Source organism: Streptomyces sp. NBC_00523, from assembly GCF_036346615.1.
Lineage (GTDB): Bacteria > Actinomycetota > Actinomycetes > Streptomycetales > Streptomycetaceae > Streptomyces.
On record NZ_CP107836.1, the window covers coordinates 7,091,820 to 7,112,508 of the forward strand.

At 73.7% G+C, this 20,689-nt stretch carries 20 protein-coding genes; 9 read left to right on the plus strand and 11 right to left on the minus strand.

Features of this window, described 5'->3' with window-relative positions; genetic code table 11:
* The first annotated feature begins 32 nt into the window (after window positions 1-32).
* Together OHS17_RS31910 and OHS17_RS31915 are read left to right on the plus strand one after the other, a co-directional pair.
* On the plus strand, window positions 33-818 hold the full coding sequence (locus OHS17_RS31910) for a restriction endonuclease (RefSeq protein ID WP_330314996.1): 786 nt from the start codon (window positions 33-35) through the stop codon (window positions 816-818).
* 147 nt (window positions 819-965) lie between these two features.
* Window positions 966-1,784 (plus strand): class I SAM-dependent methyltransferase, encoded by an 819-nt coding sequence (locus tag OHS17_RS31915; protein WP_330314997.1) that lies wholly within the window; start codon window positions 966-968, stop codon window positions 1,782-1,784.
* Between the two features lie 15 nt (window positions 1,785-1,799).
* Here OHS17_RS31915 and OHS17_RS31920 read toward each other — a convergent pair whose 3' ends face one another.
* Both OHS17_RS31920 and OHS17_RS31925 read right to left on the minus strand, forming a co-directional pair.
* Complete coding sequence (locus tag OHS17_RS31920; protein ID WP_330314998.1) at window positions 1,800-2,513, minus strand: response regulator transcription factor; 714 nt, start codon at window positions 2,511-2,513, stop codon at window positions 1,800-1,802.
* Window positions 2,510-3,775: a sensor histidine kinase gene (locus OHS17_RS31925; protein WP_330314999.1), complete on the minus strand. Its 1,266-nt coding sequence runs from the start codon at window positions 3,773-3,775 to the stop codon at window positions 2,510-2,512. The genes OHS17_RS31920 and OHS17_RS31925 overlap by 4 nt, the downstream gene beginning before the upstream one ends.
* A 214-nt stretch (window positions 3,776-3,989) precedes the next feature.
* Here OHS17_RS31925 and OHS17_RS31930 point away from each other — a divergent pair, with 214 nt between their 5' ends.
* Genes OHS17_RS31930 through OHS17_RS31940 form a run of 3 tightly spaced genes read left to right on the plus strand, consistent with a single transcriptional unit; the run spans window position 3,990 to window position 7,645 of the window.
* A complete protein-coding gene (locus OHS17_RS31930) occupies window positions 3,990-4,700 on the plus strand; it encodes an ABC transporter ATP-binding protein (protein ID WP_330315000.1) in 711 nt (236 codons plus the stop codon).
* Window positions 4,697-7,048 (plus strand): ABC transporter permease, encoded by a 2,352-nt coding sequence (locus OHS17_RS31935; RefSeq protein WP_330315001.1) that lies wholly within the window; start codon window positions 4,697-4,699, stop codon window positions 7,046-7,048. The genes OHS17_RS31930 and OHS17_RS31935 overlap by 4 nt, the downstream gene beginning before the upstream one ends.
* A 33-nt stretch (window positions 7,049-7,081) precedes the next feature.
* A complete protein-coding gene (locus tag OHS17_RS31940) occupies window positions 7,082-7,645 on the plus strand; it encodes a YrhB domain-containing protein (protein ID WP_330315002.1) in 564 nt (187 codons plus the stop codon).
* Here the strand turns inward: OHS17_RS31940 and OHS17_RS31945 are convergent.
* Window positions 7,639-8,889, minus strand: a complete 1,251-nt coding sequence (locus OHS17_RS31945; RefSeq protein ID WP_330315003.1) for a cation:proton antiporter domain-containing protein — start codon at window positions 8,887-8,889, stop codon at window positions 7,639-7,641. The genes OHS17_RS31940 and OHS17_RS31945 overlap by 7 nt on opposite strands.
* A gap of 138 nt (window positions 8,890-9,027) precedes the next feature.
* Here OHS17_RS31945 and OHS17_RS31950 point away from each other — a divergent pair, with 138 nt between their 5' ends.
* On the plus strand, window positions 9,028-9,402 hold the full coding sequence (locus OHS17_RS31950; RefSeq protein WP_330315004.1) for a VOC family protein: 375 nt from the start codon (window positions 9,028-9,030) through the stop codon (window positions 9,400-9,402).
* A gap of 79 nt (window positions 9,403-9,481) precedes the next feature.
* On the opposite strand, the gene OHS17_RS31955 is transcribed toward OHS17_RS31950, so the two are convergent.
* Both OHS17_RS31955 and OHS17_RS31960 read right to left on the minus strand, forming a co-directional pair.
* Window positions 9,482-9,721, minus strand: a complete 240-nt coding sequence (locus OHS17_RS31955; RefSeq protein WP_330315005.1) for a DUF5133 domain-containing protein — start codon at window positions 9,719-9,721, stop codon at window positions 9,482-9,484.
* A gap of 237 nt (window positions 9,722-9,958) precedes the next feature.
* Entirely contained in the window at window positions 9,959-10,840 is an 882-nt protein-coding gene (locus tag OHS17_RS31960) for a DUF3626 domain-containing protein (RefSeq protein WP_330315006.1), read from the minus strand.
* Between the two features lie 116 nt (window positions 10,841-10,956).
* Here OHS17_RS31960 and OHS17_RS31965 point away from each other — a divergent pair, with 116 nt between their 5' ends.
* From OHS17_RS31965 to OHS17_RS31975, 3 genes are read left to right on the plus strand one after another with little or no spacing between them, the layout of a single operon-like run.
* Window positions 10,957-11,505, plus strand: coding sequence for a hypothetical protein (locus tag OHS17_RS31965; protein ID WP_330315007.1), 549 nt, complete (start codon window positions 10,957-10,959; stop codon window positions 11,503-11,505).
* A 35-nt stretch (window positions 11,506-11,540) separates the two neighbouring features.
* The gene (locus OHS17_RS31970; protein WP_330315008.1) at window positions 11,541-11,927 is read left to right on the plus strand and encodes a hypothetical protein; all 387 of its coding nucleotides are present in this window, start codon (window positions 11,541-11,543) and stop codon (window positions 11,925-11,927) included.
* 11 nt (window positions 11,928-11,938) lie between these two features.
* Entirely contained in the window at window positions 11,939-12,373 is a 435-nt protein-coding gene (locus OHS17_RS31975; protein ID WP_330315009.1) for a glutaredoxin domain-containing protein, read from the plus strand.
* A 15-nt stretch (window positions 12,374-12,388) separates the two neighbouring features.
* Here the strand turns inward: OHS17_RS31975 and OHS17_RS31980 are convergent, their stop codons facing one another.
* The 6 genes from OHS17_RS31980 to OHS17_RS32005 all read right to left on the minus strand — a co-directional run bounded on the left by OHS17_RS31980 (window position 12,389) and on the right by OHS17_RS32005 (window position 20,685).
* Entirely contained in the window at window positions 12,389-13,276 is an 888-nt protein-coding gene (locus OHS17_RS31980; protein ID WP_161212260.1) for an NAD-dependent protein deacetylase, read from the minus strand.
* Between the two features lie 39 nt (window positions 13,277-13,315).
* On the minus strand, window positions 13,316-15,916 hold the full coding sequence (rph, locus tag OHS17_RS31985) for a rifamycin-inactivating phosphotransferase (protein ID WP_330315010.1): 2,601 nt from the start codon (window positions 15,914-15,916) through the stop codon (window positions 13,316-13,318).
* 196 nt (window positions 15,917-16,112) lie between these two features.
* The gene (locus OHS17_RS31990; protein ID WP_330315011.1) at window positions 16,113-17,120 is read right to left on the minus strand and encodes an adenylate/guanylate cyclase domain-containing protein; all 1,008 of its coding nucleotides are present in this window, start codon (window positions 17,118-17,120) and stop codon (window positions 16,113-16,115) included.
* On the minus strand, window positions 17,117-17,566 hold the full coding sequence (locus OHS17_RS31995; RefSeq protein WP_330315012.1) for a universal stress protein: 450 nt from the start codon (window positions 17,564-17,566) through the stop codon (window positions 17,117-17,119). Before OHS17_RS31995 ends, OHS17_RS31990 begins: the two co-directional genes overlap by 4 nt.
* A 322-nt stretch (window positions 17,567-17,888) precedes the next feature.
* Window positions 17,889-18,506, minus strand: a complete 618-nt coding sequence (locus tag OHS17_RS33935) for a hypothetical protein (protein WP_443066157.1) — start codon at window positions 18,504-18,506, stop codon at window positions 17,889-17,891.
* A 241-nt stretch (window positions 18,507-18,747) separates the two neighbouring features.
* Window positions 18,748-20,685 (minus strand): S8 family peptidase, encoded by a 1,938-nt coding sequence (locus OHS17_RS32005; RefSeq protein WP_330315013.1) that lies wholly within the window; start codon window positions 20,683-20,685, stop codon window positions 18,748-18,750.
* Window positions 20,686-20,689: the final 4 nt, after the last annotated feature.

Below are 20,689 nucleotides of genomic sequence, written 5' to 3' on the forward strand. Positions count from 1 at the left end.
TGACATTCGCGACCCGCCGAAGGAGACGCCCGGTGCCGATACGCAGAACGAGAGGCGTCACACCCCGCCCCGGCGCCACGGACGCCGTGCGGAGCCCCTTGCTCATCCTCGCCCTCGCCGGTGCCCTGATCGGCGCGGCGATCCTGCTGTTCCTCCGCTTCGCGCACTGGGCCGGTGCCCATCCGGTCACCGCCGTGCTGCTGGCGCTCCTCGCCCTGCCCGTGCTCTACGTCCTGTTCCGGGCCATGCCCCGCGCCCGTGAGCTGCGCCGGGCGGCCCGCGCGGGCATGATCCCGCCGCCCGGGGAGGAGCCCGTCCCCGAACCGGTCCCCGCCGCGCAGGTCCCGCATGCCCCCACCGACGCCCGCGACGGGCTCACCGTCGTGCTCCCGCCGCCCGTCCCGGAGTACACCACCCCCGACTTCTCGGCCCTCGACCCGGACGGCTTCGAGGAGGCGGTGGCCGCGCTGTGCGAGCGGGACGGCTGCCAGGAGGTCGAAGTGGTCGGCGGAGCGGGTGACTTGGGCGCCGATGTCCTGGCGACCGCCCCCGACGGCCGCCGCGTCGTCGTGCAGTGCAAGCAGTACGGCCCCGAGCACAAGGTCGGCTCCCAGGACCTCCAGCGCTTCGGCGGCACCTGCTGGACGGTCCACGGCGCGCAGCTCGCTGCCGTAGTGACGACCAGCGAGTTCACCGCACCCGCACTGGAGTACGCGGAGGCGTGCGGCATCCGCTGCGTGGACGGCACGGCGCTCGCGGCCTGGGCGGAGGGCTCGGGTGCGGCTCCCTGGGGGCCGGCGATGCTGGACACGGCCTGAGGGGCCGCCGTACGGCGGGAGCGTGTGAGCCGGTCCCGGACATGAGGGATCGTCAAATGCCCTTTACCAGTGCTTAGTTGTCTGGGGTGACGGGGTGATCTTTGATCACGGGGACAAGGCCCTCCGTGACCCCGGGAGTACACAGCCATGCACAGTGGAGTCGAGGCGACCGCCTACCTCGTCAACGAGTCCCGGGTCCGGCGGCCCGACCTCTCCCAGGACCCGTTCGCGGGTGCCTGGATACCCGACCAGGAGCGGCCCGCCGTACGCGGGCTGTGGAACAAGTACGCCGAAGTGACCTACGAACACGACGACCTGGTCGTCTCCCTGCGCGGCAGATACATCGCCGACACCCTGGCCGCCCAGCTGCGCAAGGACCCCGACACGGTCCTCGTGAGCTGTGGCGCCGGATTCTCCTCGTATCCCTGGCTCCTCCCCTTTGCGGCGGCGCTGGAGGCCGACCTCCCCGCCATGGCCGAGGCCAAGCGGGAACGTGCGGCGGAGCTGACGGCCGCGGGCGTGCTGCCCGAGCGCGACGTGCGGCACCTGCCGCTCGACCTCAACGACGCGGCGGCACGCGCGGAACTCTCCTCGCTGGTACGCGAGTGGGCCGACGGGCGGCCCGTGGCCTATGTGGCCGAGGGGGTGGTCTTCTATCTGCCCGCGCGCACCGCGCGTGCGGTGACCACCCTCGGTGCGACGTTCGGCACGTGCGCCGTCAGCGCGGTCAGCTACTGGCCCGCGGCGTCCGCGGGCAGCCAGGTGCTGGCCGATCAGCGCGACTGGTTCCGCAGCCGGTCGGTCCCCGAGGAGGCGTCCTTCCTGACCCACGACGAGCTGGTCACGCTCTTCGGCACGGAGATCGAGGACCGCGGCCCCGAGGACCTGCAACGCCACTACCTCGACCGCGTGATCGTGTCCGAAGCCGGGCTGATCCCGGAATACGTCGCCGTCGCCTGGAACTGAAGCCTCTCGTTCGGATCAGGCCGGATCTCCGTCCTGGCCCTCGTCCCGGTCCCCGTCTCCGTCCTGTTCGCCCACGCTGATCAGCCCCGTCTCGTACGCGACGATCACCGCCTGCACCCGGTCGCGCAGGCCCAGCTTGGCGAGGATGCGGGCGACGTGCGTCTTCACGGTCGTCTCGGCCAGATGGAGGCGCGCCGCGAGTTCCGCGTTGCTCAGGCCCCGGGCGAGCAGGCCCAGGACCTCCAGTTCGCGCGGGGTGAGCGCGGCGAGGTCGCGGTGCGGAGCGGCCGTGTCGCCGCCGCGCCGGGTGAACCGCTCCACGAGGCGGCGGGTGATGGCGGGGGCCAGGAGGGCGTCACCCGTACGGACGGTGCGCACCGCCGCCGTCAGCTGCTCGGGCGTCACGTCCTTGAGCAGGAAGCCGCTGGCCCCGGCCGACAGGGCCGCGTACACATAGCGGTCCAGGTCGAAGGTGGTCAGGATGATGACCCGGGGCTGCCCGGCGGCCCCGGTGAGGATGCGCCGGGTGGCCTCCAGGCCGTCCATCTCCGGCATCCGGACATCCATCAGCACCACGTCCGGCCGGGTGCGGCGCACCGCGTCGACCGCCTCCGCCCCGTTCACGGCCTCGGCGACGACATCGATGCCGTCCGCGCCGAGGATCAGCCGGAAGCCGGTGCGTACCAGGGTCTGGTCGTCGGCGATGAGTACACGCGGCGGCTCGGTCACGGCGTCTCCAGGGGGATCAGGGCCTCCACACGGTATCCGCCGCCCGGCAGCGGCCCGGTGCTCAGGGTGCCGTCGTGCACGGCCAGGCGTTCACGCAGTCCGATCAGGCCCCGGCCGCTCCCGGCCCCCTCGCCCGGGCGCCCGCCGGTGTCGGTGACCTCCACCCGCAGCCTGCGGGGCCCGTACGCGACGGACACGGCCGCCGACGCGCCGGACGCGTGCTTCACCGTGTTCGTCAGGGCCTCCTGGACGACCCGGTACGCGGCGAGTTCGATCCCGGGCGGCAGCGGACGGGCTCGTCCCGTCACCGTCAGGCCGACCGGCAGCCCCGCGTCCCGGACCCGCCCCACCAGCACCTCCAGCTGGTCGAGTCCGGGCTGCGGCGGAGGGACCACCGCACCGCAATCCGCCTCCCCGTCCTCGGCGGTCGCGGTCAGCAGGCCCACCACGTGGCGGAGTTCGGTCATCGCCGCCCGGCCGCCCGCCTCCACGGCCAGCAGCGCCTCACCGGCGAGCTCGGGCGAGGACTTCATGATCGTGCGGGCGGCACCGGCCTGGATGATCATCACGCTGACGTTGTGCGTGACGACGTCGTGCAACTCGCGGGCGATCCTGGCCCGTTCCTGCTCCACGGCGCGGCGCAGCGTCTCCTCCTGCTCGCGCTCCAGGACGGACAGCCGCGCCCGCCCCTCGTCGGACCGCAGCTTCCAGGTCCGCAGACCCACGGCGGCCACGGCCATCGGAATCAGGATCAGCAGCGCGATGTACTCGTTGGGGACGATCGGCGTCACCGAGTTCCCGGAGGTCCCGACCAGCACCACCGACACCGGCAGCGCCACGAGCGCCGCCACCCGGTGCGGGCTGTACACGGCGGCGCTGTACACCGCGATCACGAACGCGTAGAAGGTCAGGCGCATCACGCTCTGCGGGGTCGCCAGCGTCGCGGCCGTCACCACGCACAGCACGGCCAGCGGGAAGCGGCGGCGCAGCACCAGGGCGCCCGAGGCCACGGCCGCGAGCGTCACCATGAAGGCCATCCCACCGGTCCCGGACGGGCGTTCCAGGGCATAGGCCGTGCCGCCGACCACCCGCACCACCACGTTGTTCGCGTTGTCCACGCCGTAGTACACGGTGGCGACGCCCAGGACCAGCGCCACCAGCACGTCGAACTGCCGGGCACGCGCGGTGGGCCGCGGCGGTGGGCCCCCCGCCCGGACCGCGTCCTCCCACAACCGGCCCAGCTTCGTACGTACATCCGTCACCGCTTCATTGTCCCGGCGGCCCGGACCCCGGGGAGTCCGCCCCCGTACCCATTCCGGCGACGGCGCGTACACCGCCCGCCTACCTCGCAAGGACGACGGGCGCGCCGCTCATCCCGGCGCCGGACGGCGAAGGGGGCCGGGCGGCGGACGCGCGCGGCGCCGGTCCGCTCCTAGCGTTCACGCCACCTGACCGCACATCACCCAGGAGCCCGCCATGAGCACCACCCCGCTGATCGAGCTGCGCGAGGTGAGCCGTCGCTACGACGACGGACCGCCCGCCCTGCACGAGGCGTCACTGACCGTGCTGCCGGGGGAGGCCGTCGCGATCCTCGGCCCCTCCGGCAGCGGCAAGTCGACGCTCCTCAACCTCCTCGCCGGTCTCGACCGCCCCGACGCCGGCACGGTCACCGTCGACGGTGTGCGCGTCGACCAACTGGGCGAGGCCGCGTCGGCGCTGTACCGGCGCGCCCGGATCGGCATGGTCTTCCAGTTCTTCAACCTGCTGGACGACCTGACCGTCGCCGACAACGTCACCCTGCCCGCCCGCCTCGCGGGCCTGTCCCGGGGCGAGGCGGCCCACCGGGCGGACGGACTCCTCCGACGGCTCGGCATCGAGCGCCACGCCCGCTCGTACCCCGGCCGTCTCTCCGGCGGCCAGCGCCAGCGCGTCGCCGTGGCCCGGGCCCTGATGAACCGCCCGGCGCTGCTCCTGGCCGATGAGCCGACCGGAGCCCTGGACACCGCCGCCGGACAGGACGTCAGCGGGCTGCTCGCCGAGCTCAACGCCGAGGGCCAGACCGTCGTCCTCGTCACCCACGACCTGGCGCTCGCCCGCGCCTGCACCCACCGCACCATCCGCATCGCCGACGGCCGGATCACCCCCAACCTCCCGTCGCAGGCCGTCGCACCGGAGGCCGTCCGATGAGCGGCCTCGGCCGAGTGGTGCGCTCCGGAGTGGCCCGCCGCCGCGTGCAGACGCTGGTCATCGGACTCGCCGCGATGATGGCCGTGGCCGCGTCCGTACTCGCCGGAGCGCTGCTCGTGGTCTCCGGCGCCCCCTTCGAGGACGCGTTCGCCCGGCAGCACGGCGCCCACCTGTCCGTGCGGTTCGACGCGGACGAGGTGAGCGCCGCGCGGCTGGCGGAGACCGCGCACACCGAAGGCGTACGCGCGGCGGCGGGTCCCTTCCGCATGGCGACGGTCACCCCGCGCGCCGACGCGAGCGGTCCCGGCTGGCCCCTCACCGTGACGGGCCGGGCGGACCCGGGCGGCGGCGTGGACCGGGTGGCCCTGACCGAAGGCCGCTGGGCCGTGCGCCCCGGCGAGATCGTCCTCTCCGCCGGCTCCTCCCTCTTCCCCGTCCTGGGCAAGGACATCCGTTTCACCGGACTGACCGGCGACCCCCCGCTGACCGTCGTCGGTGTCGCCCGCTCGGTCACCGGCACCTCCGACGCCTGGGTGGTCCCCGCCCAGATGCCGGCCCTGACCCAGCCCGGCGACGGCGGCTACCAGATGCTCTACCGCTTCACCGAGGCGGACACCGCCGCGCGGATCTCCGCGGGCGCCAGGAGTGTGAAGGCGTCCCTGCCCGCCGGGGCCGCCACCGGCGAACAGTCCTGGCTGACCGTCAGGAGGAACGCCGAGCAGGACACCGCCCTGTACGTCCCCTTCCTCTTCGCGTTCGGCGCCCTGGGCCTCGTCATGTCGGTCCTCACCGTCGGCAACGTCGTCGCCTCGGCCGTCGGTACGGGGACACGCCGCATCGGCATCCTCAAGGCCGTCGGCTTCACCCCCGCCCAGGTCGTCCGGGCCTACGTGGGCCAGGCGCTGATCCCCGCCACCGCCGGGACCGTCCTCGGCATCGTCGCGGGACACCTGCTCGCCGTCCCCGTGATGGCCGAGACCGAAGAGGCGTACGGCACCTCGTCCCTGGCCGTCGCGCCCTGGGTCGACGCGGCCGTGGTCGCCGGGGCGCTCGGCCTCGTGTCGGCGACCGCGTGGGCCGCCGCCTGGCGGGCGGGACGGCTGCGCACCGTCGACGCCCTCGCCGTGGGCCGCACCGCGTCGGGCGCGCGCGGGCGGAGGGCGGCCCGCATCGCCGGACGCCTGCCGCTGCCGCAGCCTGTCGCGCTCGGCCTGGTCCGGCCGTTCGCCCGGCCCGCCCGCGCGCTGGCCATGGGCACCGCGATCCTGTTCGGCACCGTCGCCGTCACGTTCACCGTGGGGATGGCCGCCTCGCTCGGCGAGGTGATGAAGGCCAAGGCGCACGACGCCGCCGACGTCGTCGTGCCCGCGCCCCTGCCGGACTTCGGGCCCCCGGGCGCCGAACGCCCCGCGCAGCGCACCGAGGCGGACCCGGCGGCCGTCGCGGCGGCCGTCAAGGCGGCCCGGGGCACCGGGAAGCACTACAGCGCCTCCACGGTCCGCGCCACGGTGGACGGGCTCCCAGGCACCACCGACGTCGTCGCCTTCACCGGCGACGCGTCCTGGGGCGGCTACACCATGGTCGCCGGCCGCTGGATCACCCGGCCCGGCGAGGCCGCCGTCCCGTCCCCGTTCCTCACCGCCACCGGCACCCGCATCGGCGACACCCTCACCCTGGGCGGCCTGGGCGCGCCCGTCACCGTACGGATCGTCGGCGAGGTCCTGGACCCGCGCAACGACGGCATGCAGGTCTTCACGGACGCCGCGACGCTCACGGCGGCCCACCCGGACCTGACGGAGACCAGCCACCACATCGCGGTCGCGTCCGGCACCGACGTCCACACGTACGTCGACGCGCTCAACAAGACCCTGAAGCCGCTGGGCGCCACGGCCAGGGCGGGCGGGCTCGGCGCGGGCGGCGACATGGTCGCCACGCTCAACGCCCTGTCCGCGATCCTCACCCTGATGCTCGTCGCCGTCGCCGGGCTCGGCGTGCTCAACGGGGTGCTCCTGGACACCCGCGAGCGCGTCCGGGAGATCGGCATCCACAAGGCCCTCGGTATGACGCCCCGCCAGACCGTCGCCATGGTTCTCACCTCGGTCGCCGTCACGGGCCTTGCGGCCGGCGCTCTCGGCGTACCGCTCGGCATGGCCCTGCACCGCCGCGTCCTCCCCGCGATGGGCGGGAGCGTGGGACTGCGCCTCCCCGACTCCGTCCTCGCGGTCTACCCCTCGGCCGGGCTGCTCCCGCTCGTCCTCGGCGGCCTCGTGATCGCCACCCTGGGCGCCCTGCTGCCCGCGGGCTGGGCCGCCAGGGCCCGTACGGCAGTGGCTCTGCGGACGGAGTAGACGGCACGCCCGGCCGTACGGGAGGCTCCGGGTGTGATCGAGCGGGAAGAGGCGGTGCGCCTCGTCGAGGAGCAATTGGAGCGCGAGCATCGCGCGTGGCCGGCCAAGGGCGTGGAACAGCCGGCCGTGGCCGTGGCGGACGTCGAGGAACACGAGCTGGTGTGGATCGTGCACTGGCAGTCCGTGGAGTACCTGCGGACCGAATCCTTCAGGGACATGATTCTGGGCATCGGGCCGTACCTGGTCGACCGCGTCGACGGGGGCCTGCACCGGATCGGCGTCGTCTTGGCGGTGTCCGGCGCATGGCAGGACGACTATCGCGGCCGCATCAGGGGACTGCCCGTACGGACGGCGGTGGACGACCTCCACGATGCCGTACGGGCGGCCGCCGCCGAGCACGGACGGCTGCACGCGGTGCGAATGCTGCGCCGGAAGCTGCCGGGCATGTCGCCCTCGGCTGCCGCGAATTACGCGCGCACCCTGCTGGACGGCGAGCCGCCCGCGCACTTCGTGGCTGCCGCGACAGCGGAGCTGGTGGAACCCATCAACCCGGTCGAGATGGTGGAGACCGTCCGCCCGGGCCGCGCGCCTCAGTAGGCGCGCTCCCGCTGCCGGTCCAGGTGCCGGATCACCGGGGTCGCCGTAGCGCCGTGCAGGAGTACGGAGACCAGGACCGTGAACGCCGTGACCGCCCACAGCTCCTCGGCGTACCGCGTGAAGGGGCCTTCGCCGAGCGCGTACGCCAGGTAGAACAGCGAGCCGATGCCCCGGATGCCGAACAGGGCCGTGACCGCCCGCTCGCGCGGCCCGGCCGGGAAGCCCAGCTGGGCGGCGGCGCCGGCGGCCGGGCGGATCACCAGGATCAGCGCGAGACCGAGGAGCGCCCCCTGCCACGGCAGGTCCGCCAGCCCGTCGGCGACCAGATAGCCGCCCAGCAGGAACAGCAGCGCGGCGGTCAGCAGACGCTCGATCTGTTCGCTGAAGCCGTGCAGTACCTGGTGGTAGCCGTGGCTGCGTTCGGCGCCCCGTATCGTGCACGCCGCGACGAACACCGCGAGGAATCCGTATCCGTGGAGCAGCTCGGTCAGCCCGTACGCGGTGAACGTGGCCCCGAGCGCGGTGAACCCCTCCATCTGCTGCGAGAGACGGGCGTGCCGGGAGCGGAAGAACAGCTGGCCGAGCAGCCGTCCCACGGCCACCCCGGCGGCCACTCCGACCGCCGCCCGCACCAGCACATCGGCCAGCAGCCAGTGGCCGATCCACCCCGCCGACCAGCCGCCGCCCGCCGCCGCCAGTGCCACGGCGGCCAGCACGAACGGCATCGCGAGCCCGTCGTTGAGACCGGCCTCGGAGGTGAGCGTGAACCGGACCTCCTCCTCGTCCTCCTCGTCGTCCCCGCTGATCGGCTCTCCGACCCGCACCTCGGCCGCCAGCACCGGATCGGTCGGCGCCAGCGCACCGGCCAGCAGCAGGGCCACCGCCGGTGGCCAGCCCACGAGCCACACGCCGAGCAGCGCCACGGCGCCGACGGTGAGCGGCAGGACAAGCCCCAGGAACCGCCAGGCGCCCGCCCAGGCACGCCAGGCGAAGGGCCGGTCGATCGCGAGCCCGGCCCCCATCAGCGAGACGATCACGCAGAGTTCCGTCACATGCTCGACCCACACCCGGTCCCGCACGGGATCCACGACGGGCACCCCGAGCGGCAGCAGGGCGATCGCCGCACCCGCCACCAGGAACACCATGGGAAGGGAGAACGGCCGCCGGCGGACCAGCGGGGGAAGGGCGGCGGCCAGCAGGATGCCGACCCCCGCCGCCGCGTATATGCCGTGCACCAACGTCATCCGGTACCGCGTCCTCCATCGGGTCGGCCGCGGCAGGCCACTTGGCCTCGTATGCGGCGGGAGGAACCCCGGGTACCCGGCGGCCCGGCTCCCACACCCCGGATGCATGGGCGCGGGCGTCGGGGCAACGTGAGGGACATGACGACGAAGCTCGGTGCCTTTGTTCTCGGTACGCCCGACCCCCCCGCCCTGGCCGATTTCTACCGCGCCCTGCTGGGCTGGGAGGAGGCCGAACGGGATCCGGAATGGGTCCGGCTGAGGGCTCCCGGACAGGAGCGCCCCAGCCTCAGCTTCCAGCTCGAAGCGGACCACACCCCTCCGGTGTGGCCGCAACTCCCGGGCACCCAGCAGATGCAGGCGCACCTGGATCTGGAGGTGGACGACCTGGAGGCGGAGACCCAGCGGGCGTGCGCCCTGGGCGCGAAGCTGGAGGAGCTCCAGCCCCAGCACGACGTACGGGTCCTGCGCGACCCCCACGGCCACCCGTTCTGCCTGTTCCTCCCGGGGGCCTGACGCTCCAGGCCGTCACACCGGCCGCCGGCGCCCCGGATCTCCGGGACGCCGGCGGCCGGCTCCTCGCACGGGGCGCGCCTCAGACGGGAACGGCCCCCGAGTGGTCGACCTCCGTGGCGACGGCACCCCGGCTCAGCAGGGCGTCAGCCGTGCTCAGGGCCTCACGCACGTCACTGACGCCCGTCATGACGCACAGGGTGTACGCGGTGTCCTCCCGCTGCCGGATGGTCTCCGGGGTGGAGCGGCGCTCGTCCTCGATCACCGCGTCGGCGTAGCGGGACAGTGCGGCACGCAGGTCTGCGGGCGTGGGAAGCAGCACAGCCAACCTCTCCTCAACTGAACTGACCCTCCCGAGCCGATGGGTGGCCGGGGCAGGGGTGTCACTCACGACGATCATCGGATTCCCCGTCATACGCAGACCATTCCCACCGTTTTCGGCCGAAGAAGAATTCCCGCGCCACCGTTGACAGCGCCGCTACGGGGCACACGTCCCCCATGGCCGGGGCGGCCGCCCTGCGGATGTGGACACCCAGCCCCCGCACGGCAGGCCCCCCGGTCATCTGTCCGTTCCCGCCCGCACCGGCTCGCACGGCGCCCCGGTGACCGCCGCGCCCCGGTCCACGTGCGCGAAGCCGAAGCGTGCCAGACAGTGCCACACCTTCTTGACCGCCTGCGGCTCGAAACGCCCCGAGCGCGCCGCGTCCCCGACGGCACGGGGGTCGAGCACACCGTCCACGGCGATGGCCGCGCCCAGGTCCACGTACTCCTGCCCCCGGTAACCGGGACGGCGGCGCAACTCGTCCACCGTCAGGCGGAACCCGGGGTGCCACTCCACCGCACAGCCCAGCAGCCCGGCGGCCGCCTCCACGTCCGTGCCCCGGTAGCAGGGGTCCAGGACCAGTGCCTCCACATGGGCGTCGGGGCGGACCGGCCCGTGCACCTGCGCCTCGATGTAGTCGTCCAGCACGTCCTGCTCGTCGGCGCGCGCGAGGGCGATCAGGCCCATGCGCGCGGCGACCCCGAAGTCCGTGGGCTCGAAGAAGCTGTCCGGATAGCAGAAGGTCGTACGCTTCAACGCCCCGGCGTCCAGCCGGAAATGCGCCGAGCCGAACCTCGGCGCTCCACCGACCGCGTACCGCCGGAAGTTCAACGCCCCGTAGACCGGCCGCTCCCTGGCCGGGGCGCTGTCGTAGGCGCCGCCGAAGATCCTGCTCTCCCAGCGCCACCGGTCGCCGCCCGGATGGGCCGTGAGACCGCCGTTGCTCGTGCCGGTCACGAACTGCGAGGAGTAGACACCGGTTTCGGCCATCGCCTCCAGCAGGGGCCTGCCGTCCAGCAGACGGTCCGGGTGGAAGTTGAGGGTCACACGCAGGGCCGGGTCCGCCGCCGGGCCCGAGGACAGCGCCGCGACATGGGCGAGAGCACGCAGGGAGTTCATCGGCACAGTGTTCCCGCAGGCGGCCGGTCGCCGCACGGCATTACTCACCGCTCAGCGGGCGGCGCGGTGCCGATAGGGTTTCCCCGCCGCGCTACACGACCGACCGGGGGGCCTTCGTGAGTCTGACCGCACAGATACTGCCGCTCGCGGGCGTCGCCCTGGGGGCCGTCACCTCGTTCCTGGTGACCAGCGCCCACGAGCGTACGAGATGGCGCAGGCAGCAGTCCGTGCGGTGGGACGAACGCCGCCTCACCGCCTACGCCGATTACGCGCACGCGGTCAAGGAACTCGCCGCGCGCTACCAGATGCTCGCCGCGGGCCGGGGACTCACGACCGGCCCCGTCCCCGTGGAGGCGACGCCCGAGGTCCTGGCCGAGGTCGGACGGCTGGAATCGCTGCGCTCCGCACTCTCCGAGACGCTCGGCCTGCTCGGCGACACGGAGGCCAACACCGCGTCCAAGTCCGTGGACCACTGCCTGTGGCGCCTTGAGGCCCTGGCCCGGGGCGTCGAGACCTTGGCCGAGCAGGACTGGGACCAGGCGTACCGGCAGTTCCGGCAGGCGCGCGACCGCTACGTCGACCGCGCCCGGGCCAGCCTCGGCGTGCCGGGGGCCGCCGCCCGTGCCGTGCCCTGGCCGGACGACTGGCGGCCCACCGCCGGCTGAGCGGCGCGGGCGCGGTGCGCTACCTTCCTGGGGTTATGGACGACGAGGCCGAGGCACCCCCAACCGGGGCCTCCTTCACCGAGGCACCGTCCGCCGGGGCCTCCTTCATCGACCCGGAGTCGGACTACCCGTGCTGCTGGTTCTGCCCCGCGCTGCGGCTGCCGCGCACCGGCTTCCTCGTCGCGGACCGGCCCAGCCGCGACTGGCCGTTCGACGCGGCGGACGGCTTCCGGTACACCGTGGACACCCGGACCCCGGTCTGCGTCCACCCCGGCCGCGTCGGAGTGGCGGCGGAGCTCACCGCACGGACGTACGTGGACCCGCCGCTGCCGGACGCAGAACGGGACGACCCGGACGGGCGTCCGCGCCGGTGGTGGCGGCTGCGGCGGCCCGGCGTCCGGGCCGTTCCGGCGCGTCGGTAACCTGGGGCGCCATGACGCGTGCCTGGCTGCTGCCGATCCTCTTCCTCGCCTCCGGGGCGGCCATCGCCGCCGGACTGATCGCCCGGGGGAGCACCGGCGAGGGAGTCGTCCTTCTGGTGGGCTTCGCGCTGCTCGCGGGCCTGAACTCGCCCCTGGTCTTCCCGAGGTCGGTCAGCGCGGCGGAGGCCCGGCGCCGCAGCGCGGCCGACGGGCGGCCCATCGTCTTCTGGCGGCCGGGCTGCACGTACTGTCTGCGGCTGCGGTTCCGGCTGCGGCGGCAGGCCCGGCGGCTGCACTGGGTCGACATCTGGCGGGACCCCGAGGCCGCCGCCGCAGTGCGGGCGGTCAACGACGGCAACGAGACCGTCCCCACCGTCTTCGTGGCGGGACAGCCCCACACCAACCCGGACCCGGCGTGGGTACGCGCGCAGATCGCCCGGCCCTGATCCGCCGGACCGGCCCTACTCCTCCACGCCCAGCCCCAGCCGCTCCGCCACCGTCCCCAGGGCCGCTCCCAGCGGAAGCCCGATCCGCGCGACGGCCTGGCCGTCGCCCCGGGTCGGCTCCCGGTTGACGATGAGCACCGGCTTCCCGGCCTGCGCCGCCTGCCGGACGAACCGGAGCCCGGACATCACCGTCAGCGAGGACCCCAGAACGAGCAGCGAGGACGCCGTACGGACCAGCTCGCGGCAGTGCTCGACCCGTGCCGGGGGCACCGACTCGCCGAAGAACACCACGTCCGGCTTGAGGATGCCGCCGCAGACCTCGCACGGCACCACCCGGAAGTCCCCGACCTGCTCGTCGGTGAGATCGGCGTCGCCGTCCGGATTGACCCCGGCCGCCACCGGCTGGAACCCGGGGTTCGCCTCTTCGAGCCGCCGCGCGACCTCGCGCCGTGCGACGAACGTGCCGCAGTTGAGGCAGACGACCCGGTCCAGGCCCCCGTGCAGCTCCACCACGTCCTCGCTGCCGGCGGCCTGATGCAGCCCGTCGACGTTCTGGGTGATCACACCGGACAGCGCACCGCCGCGCCCGAACGCGGCCACCGCCCGGTGACCGGCGTTCGGAAGGGCCCGCCGGAACGTCTTCCAGCCGAGGTGGCTGCGCGCCCAGTACCGCTGCCGGGGCCGGGGGCCCGACGTGAAGTCCTGGTACGTCATCGGCGTGTGACGGCTCAGGCTGCCGCCCTCGCCCCGGTAGTCGGGGATGCCGGACTCCGTCGAGATACCCGCCCCGCTCAGCACCAGCACACCGCCCCGGCCGAGCGCTTCGACCACGGGTTCCAGGTCGGTGGTGGCCGGGGGCAGCCCGGCGGTGGGGGTCCAGCTCAGAGTGGGGCGCATGCGCATGCGTCCAGGGTACGGAACCGGCCACCCACCGCCCCGCCGTCAGGACAGCAGCTCGATGTACCCGTCGGTGCCGTGGACGCGGATGCGCTGCCCGTCCCGGATGCGCCGTGTGGCGTGCTCGACGCCCACGACGGCCGGAAGACCGTACTCCCGGGCGATCACCGCACCATGCGTCATCAGCCCGCCCACCTCGGTCACGAGGCCCGCGATCCCGACGAACAGCGGCGACCAGCTGGGGTCCGTGAAGGTGGTGACCAGGATGTCGCCCGCCTCCAGGTCCGCCTCGGCCACATCCAGGATCACCCGCGCCCTTCCCTCGACGGTCCCGGCGGAGACCGGCAGCCCGTTCAGCGCGCCCTCCGGCACGTCGTCGCGCCGGTACGCCCCGTTCACCGCCTCGCCGTCCGAGGTCAGCACCCGGGGCGGGGTGAGCGCGCTGTACGCCCGGAACTCCTCCTTGCGGCGCCGGATCAGCTCCTGGTCCACCACGCCGGAGCGCACGGCGTCACCGAACTCCTCCAGGGTGAGGTGGAAGGCGTCCTCCCGGTCGGCCAGCACCCCCGCGTCGACCAGGCGGTCGGCCTCCCGCACGAGGGCCTGCTTGTAGACGAAGTAGCGCTGGATGATCCCGTACTTCGGGTACTCGCGGTAGCCGATGAAGGTGCGGACCCGGTCGATCATCGCCTTGGTCTCGTCGGCCTTCCGGTCTCCGTCCGGAAGCGCCCGCAGCCGTGCGAGCACGTCCCGCTCCTTCGCCAGGGCCCTCTGCCGCCCCTCCTCGAAGCGCCGCGCGGCCGTGCCCGGCCCGAAGAGCCGTACGTTGTCCAGGATCACCGGCACGAGCGCGGTGGGACGCTCGCTCCAGCGCGGCCGGGTGATGTCGATCTCGCCGACGCACCGCATGCCGTACCGGTCGAGGTACGCCTCGATGGCCCGGCGCGCCTCCGACCCGCCCGCGACCTTGCCCAGGCCGTCCAGGAAGCCGTCGTCGTCCCCGACGGCCCGCAGATAGGCCACCGCCTCCGGATGCGGGCGGATCGCGTCGGCGACGTCGAGGAGCGCGAGGCCCATCTCCGAGGTCACGTTGTCGGGAGCGGAGAGGGTGAGCGTGTCGGCCGCGTTCTTCTCGCCGAGCCATTCGAGCAGCTTTTCGTTGAGCCACCAGGTGGACTCCATGCCCGCCATGATGGCCTGCATGCTCACGGGGTCGCCGAGCACCCGCTTGTGCTCCTCGAAGGCCGTCGGCAGGAAGTCGAACAGGGCCGGCCCGGAGTGCGTCCGGATGTCGCGCGCCAGGGCGGCGACGGACGCCTCGCTGCGCGCGATCAGCCCGGCGACGACGGCCCGGTCGGTCGCGATCGGCTCGGGCGCGCCACCGGTCGGCGGCGCGGCGGGCGACGGGTCCGGGAGCGTCGGGACGAAGCCGGGATGGGCGAGGACGGTCTCCAGGGCGTCCCTGACCAGCGGATCGCCCTTGCCCATCAGGTCCAGGAGCCCGGCCCGGGCGGAGGGCGGGCCGAGGCGCCGGGTGACGTCCACGAACAGCCGCCCGCCGGCCTCCAGCATCGGAGCCATGGCGGTCAGCCGCCACATCGAGAGCCCGAGGGGCTTCATCGCGTCGGTCATCATCTGCTGGTGTCCGACGGAGACGTACACGTGGTTCTCGCCGTCGCCCACCTCCGGGACGGGGAACAGTGTCGTGACCGGCCGGCTCTGGACGATCCGGAAACCGTCGTCGGACAGACACCACTCGATGTCCTGCGGGCGGCCGAAGTGGGCCTCGATCCGCCGCCCGAGCCGTACGAGCCCGAGGACCTGCTCGTCCGTCAGCGCCGGTTCCTCCCGCCGCCGCGCGTCGACCGCCACTTCCCGGGTGCCCCCGCCTTCCAGGGGCTCGACCGCACGTTCCTTGGCGGCGATCGACCGGGCAGTGATCTCGCCGTCGCGCACGGTGAAGACGTCCGGGTTCACCAGGCCGGAGACCAGGGCCTCGCCCAGCCCGAAGCCGGCGTCCACCGTGGCGTCCTTGCGGTTGCCCGTCACCGGATCGGCCGTGAAGAGGATGCCCGACGCCCGCGGGAACACCATCCGCTGCACGACGACGGCCATGTGCACGGTGCGGTGGTCGATGCCGCCCCGCCGCCGGTACGTCACGGCCCGCTCGGTGAACAGCGACGCCCAGCACCGGCTGAGGTGCCGGAGCACCGCCGCCGGACCCACGACGTTCAGATACGAGTCCTGCTGGCCCGCGAAGGAGGCCGTCGGCAGATCCTCCGCCGTCGCGCTGGACCGTACGGCGTACGCGGCGTGCTCGCCGTGCCGTGCGAGTGCGCCGGTCACCGCCGCCACCAGGTCGTCCGGCAGGGCCAGGCCCTCGATGGTCCGCCGGAGTTCCGCGCTCAGGGTGCGCACGGCGTCCCGGTCGTCCGCATCCACGCCCGCCAGCCGGCCGAGCTGTTCGGCGACCGCCGGTTCCGAGGTCACGACGCGCCGGAAGGCGTCCGTCGTGACGCAGAACCCGCCCGGCACCCGGACGCCCTCGATCCGCGACAGCGTGGCCAGGTGTGTGCCCTTGCCGCCGACGGCCGCGACCGGCGCCCCGTCGGCCTCGTTCAGATCCCACACGTACCGCTCGCGCACGCAGCGTCCTCATTTCCGCAGGTCGGGGTGGTCAGGCCGATGATTCTGCGGCACCCCCCGGCCCTTGCCGCAAGCCCCCCGGTGCGCTATAAGTTGGGTACGGCAGGGAGAGGGTTCTCCCTGCTTCTTGTTTTTGTACGCCGTGCCGGGCGCTCCGTCCGCCACCGGCACGCGCCCCCGGCCCCCACATATCGGGTCAGGATCCGGACCTCCCCCTCCGCAGCAGCACCGGCCGCAGCCGGCTGTAGCCGCGCACCGACACCGGGCGCAGCGGCCTCAGCGTGTACGCCGCCACCCCCGCCAGCTCCCCGGCCAGCGCGGTGTTGACCAGGACGGACGCGGGGCGGGCCACCGCCGTCAGCCGGGCGGCGACGTTGACCGCCGCCCCGTAGACGTCACCGAAGCGGCCGATCACGGGGCCGTGGGCGAGCCCGGTCCGCACCTGCGGCAGCTTCGGGTCGGCCTGGGCCCGGGCCGACAGTTCGAGGCCGATCCCGGCGGCGTCGGCCGCGGACTCGCAGACGAAGAGCACTTCGTCGCCGATGGTCTTCACCACCTGGCCCCGGCCCTCGGCCACCACATCGCCGGTCATGGTCTCGAACCGGTCGAGCACCCCCACCAGTTCGGCGCCGTCCAGGCCACGGGTCATCCGGGTGTAGCCCACCATGTCGGTGAACCCGACCGCGCGCTCCCGGACATGGGCGCCGTCCCCGGCCACGGAGCCGTCCTCCCGTTCCTCGGTCAGCAATGGCCCGGCATGCGCGACGAGATGGCGGCGCCAGACGTACCGCTGAAGGCGCTCGATCTCCGGCAGCAGCGCCGCCATGTGCGCCAGGAGGGCATCCCGGCCGGGCGCGGTGTCCCCGGCCTGCCCCATCCAGTCCCGGAGGGTGTCCACCTGCCAGTCGGCGAGCCGGGAGAGGTGGTGGCCGAGGGCCCGGGCCATCAGCGCCTCGCTGTGCTCCGTGATCAGCCCGGCCGTGATGAGGCGTTCCCCCGCGCGCAGGGCCTCCACGTCGGCGTCGGTGAACACCCTGGCGTCGTCGTCCACCGCCGGGAACCCGAGCGCGCGCCACACCCGTACGGCACGCTCGAACTCCACCCCGGCGCGCGCGGCCACGTCCCGGCGCGTCCAGACCCGGCCCCCGCCGAGCAGCACCTCCTCGACGATCCCCGGCCCCGCGCCGGCCGGTTCCCCGCTCACGTGGTGTGCACGATCAGGACGTCGAGGCCGGCCTTCCTGGCGACGTCCGCCGGCACGGAGCCGAGGAGCCGCCCCGCCAGCGACCGCAGCCCCCGGTTGCCGACCACCAGGAGGTCGGCCGAGCACTTCCGGGCGGTCCGCACGAGCGAGGGGACCGGCTCACCCTCCACGGCGACCGTACGCACCTCCGACGCGCCCTGGAGGCGCGCGCGGTCTCTCGCGGTTCTCAGGGTCTCCTCGGCCGGCGCCGAGCCCACCACCTGGTACGCCTCGGCGCCCAACTGGTCCTGTGCCGCGGCGAGTTCCTGGCCGCGCATGGGTGCGTACGCGCAGGTGATGACGAGCTCGGCACCGCACACGGAGGCGAGGCGTGCGGCGGCCTCGACGGCCGCGTACGACGATTCCGATCCGTCCGTGCCGACCAGGAGGGTCTGATAGGCGGTCAACTCAATCTCCTTACTTTGAAGTAAACTTACTTCAGAGTAAGGTACGGGCCGGGGTGAACCCGGGCAAGAGCGCCGATGCACGCACGTGCTGCACGATTCAGCCCTTCAGGCCCGGACGCTGGTTCATCCAGGCCGAGTTGACTGCGTCGTGCCAGTGCTCACCGTGAAGGCGAGGGTGGGCTGACCACCCGTCACCGTGACGACCCCCTCACGCCCCGAACGGAGCAACCGCTCCGCTATGCGTGGTCCGCGCACTGGGCTCGAACTTGTACGGAGTTTCCTCGCGACGGTGCCGGAGTTCCGGACTGAGCTGCAGGCGTGCCTAACGTCGCGGGCGGATGCCTTGTTCGATTTGTGTGACGCGCTCCTGTGCACCGACGGCCCGGTCCGCACCCTCATGGACCTGGGCGTGCCGCTGCCCCGGGCGGTGTTGGCCATGGACGTCTCCCCCGTGGCTTCGGCCGGACGCCGACACCTGCTCGGACCGCTCCTTCCGCCACACCTTCGGACGCGGCCTGGGCAAGCACCAGATGGTGCCTGACCGGCCGTACCACGGAGTCCCGGCCCAGACCACGGAGTTGTTCAGCCGGTAGGCGGGCGCCGCCGGAAGTCCGGGGCCGAGGACCGCGGCCGCGAAGTCCAGCCGGTGCGGGCCGCGCCCATCGAACTTCTCCGTCGACGTGGTGATGGACTGGCGACCCGCGATCGACGCCCGGTCGAGCCACTCCCCGGGCGTCCGGTAGTCCCGCACGACGGACGGGAAACGCACCGACTGGTCGATGAACAGCGGCAGCAGCACCTCGTCGTCCGGAGTCGCCGCCGAGGTGCCGGCCGCCGGTGTGCCCTGCGCGTTGAAGTGCTCGCGCACCTCCGTCAGGTCACCGCGCCCGACCGAGAACGACGGCTTGGCCGGTACACCGTCGTTCCAGGTGCGTGCCACGTGGTAGAAGAACGGACTGGGCGCCTGAGAGGACGCGCCCTCGGCCGCGAACACCGCGAACGTACGGTACGTGGCGTCCTAGTCCGCGAACGGCGTGGCGTACAGCGACTGCCCCGAGCGCGCACCGTTGGTGACGACGCTCAGGGTGTACGACCCGGTGCCCGCGGGCACGGCCGGCGCCGCCTGCACGGCCGTCGCCCGCGCCGCCTCATCCCGACCCAGTACTGGGCCTCGGGCACCGTCACCGTACCGGTGCCGGAGGTGATGCGGACCGGGTAGCGGTCACCGGTCCAGCGGTTGACCACCAGCGCCGAACCGGTCGCCGGAGTACCGTCCCGCTGCTCAGCGCGGAGCGTGACCCGGTGGCTGGGCACGACGCTGTCGACCGCGAGACCGTACGGGTGACGGGCTGCCCGCCCTTCGAAGCGGTGAGCACCGCGGACCACGGGCCGTGCGGGAGCAGAGCGGCACGGGCGGTGACGGTGGCCGTGGCGCTGCCGTGCGCCGGGACGGTGACCTGGTCGCGGTCCACCGAGAACTGCTCCGCGTTGCCCGGCTGGGCGGTCGGCGACAGCGGCTTCTCGAAGGCCAGGTCGAGCGTGGTGGCGCTGTCACCGGAGTTGGTGAAGGTGACGGTGTGCTCGGTGTCCTTGCCCGCCCCGTCCGCCCAGCCCGCGGTGGTCGTCAGGTTCGCCGGTGACGCGAGGACCGTCTGCCGCTCGGCGCGCGCCGCATCCACCCGGCCGGTGCCCTGCTGGTACGCGGACCGCTTCGCGTTCGGCACCGCGCTGTTCATGAGCGCGGTCTTGATCTGCTCACCGCTCCAGCCGGGGTGCGCCTGGGCGACCAGCGCGGCGGCGCCCGCCACATGCGGGGTCGCCATCGACGTGCCGCTCTTGGAGGTGTGGCCGCCGCCCATCTTCGCCGCCACGATGGCGACCCCGGGCGCGGTGAGGTCCGGCTTCACCGCGTTGTCGCTCGGGCGCGGGCCCCGGCTGGAGAACGGGGCGAGCTCGTCCTCCGCGTCGACGGCGCCCACGGCCAGCGCGGCATTCGCGACGGCGGGTGCGCCGACGGTGCCGGTGCCGGACTCGCCGTCGTTGCCCGCGGCGACGACGAAGAGCGTGCCGGTGCTCGCCGACAGGTCGTTGATGACCGCGATCGCCGGGTCGGTCTCGTCGGCGGGCCCGCCCAGGCTGAGATTGACCACCTTGGCGTGCACGGTGTTCACCGCCCAGTCGATCCCGGCCAGCAGCGCGGAGGTCGGGCACAGCCCGGTGCTGTCGCACACCTTGCCCACGGCGAGCGAGGCGTCCGGGGCGACACCCCGGTACGTGCCGTCGATCCCGGCGATCGTGGAGGCCACGTGCGTGCCGTGGCCGTTGTCGTCCTCCGCGCTGTCACCGCCGAGGAAGTTCGCCGAGACGGTGACCCGGCCCGCCAGGTCCGGATGGTCGGAGTCGTAACCGCTGTCGAGGACGGCGACCGTGACGCCCTTGCCGGTGTAGCCGTCGGCCCAGGCCTGCGGGGCGTTGATCTGCGGCACGCTCTTGTCGAGCGCGACGCGCAGCCGCCCGTCGAGCCAGAGCTTGGTCACACCGCCCGCCAGCGAGCGCTCGGCGCCCTTGGTCGGGCGCTTCCAGGCGGTGGCCGCGTCCGCGCCGTCGTCCGGGCCGAGCGCGGTCAGGCCGAGCCGGGCGATGGCCCGCCCGGGCCGCGCGGCACCGCCGACGGCGTCCCGCGCCCGGCTCGCGGCGGTCGTGCCCCTGCCGTGCTGGACGATCACACCCAGCGCGCCCCGGGCGGTGGTTCCCTTGACGCCGTACCCCGCGTCCAGCAGGGCGCCGATGTCGAAGAGCCGGGGGTCGAGGCGTCCGGCGGCGAGCAGCGGCTCGGCATCCTCCGGTACGACGCTGAGGTCGCCGTCGCCCACCGAAGCGGTGGTGAAGGAGACCCCCTCGCGTCCGGCGGCCGGCGTGACCGTCGCCGACCGGAGATCGTCCCCGGCGCGCTCGACGGTCACCGAGTCGCCGGTGGGCAACGGCACGCTGAACGTGGTGACGGTGGTGGCGGCACGCGGGGCGGTGGACGGGGCGTCCGGCCCCGCCGCGTGTGCGGCACTGACGGGTATGAGCGCCGCCACCAGACCGGCGGCAGCCGCGATGCATCTGACCTGCACGGAG

Bases quoted from the DNA above. Each gene is read 5' to 3' on its own strand.
- OHS17_RS31930 (WP_330315000.1), top strand. From the start codon at position 3,990: ATGAGCACCACCCCGCTGATCGAGCTGCGCGAGGTGAGCCGTCGCTAC.
- OHS17_RS31970 (WP_330315008.1), top strand. From the start codon at position 11,541: ATGGACGACGAGGCCGAGGCACCCCCAACCGGGGCCTCCTTCACCGAG.
- OHS17_RS31935 (WP_330315001.1), top strand. From the start codon at position 4,697: ATGAGCGGCCTCGGCCGAGTGGTGCGCTCCGGAGTGGCCCGCCGCCGC.
- OHS17_RS31960 (WP_330315006.1), bottom strand. From the start codon at position 10,840: ATGAACTCCCTGCGTGCTCTCGCCCATGTCGCGGCGCTGTCCTCGGGC.
- OHS17_RS31950 (WP_330315004.1), top strand. From the start codon at position 9,028: ATGACGACGAAGCTCGGTGCCTTTGTTCTCGGTACGCCCGACCCCCCC.
- OHS17_RS31945 (WP_330315003.1), bottom strand. From the start codon at position 8,889: ATGACGTTGGTGCACGGCATATACGCGGCGGCGGGGGTCGGCATCCTG.
- OHS17_RS31980 (WP_161212260.1), bottom strand. From the start codon at position 13,276: ATGCGCATGCGCCCCACTCTGAGCTGGACCCCCACCGCCGGGCTGCCC.
- OHS17_RS31915 (WP_330314997.1), top strand. From the start codon at position 966: ATGCACAGTGGAGTCGAGGCGACCGCCTACCTCGTCAACGAGTCCCGG.
- OHS17_RS31975 (WP_330315009.1), top strand. From the start codon at position 11,939: ATGACGCGTGCCTGGCTGCTGCCGATCCTCTTCCTCGCCTCCGGGGCG.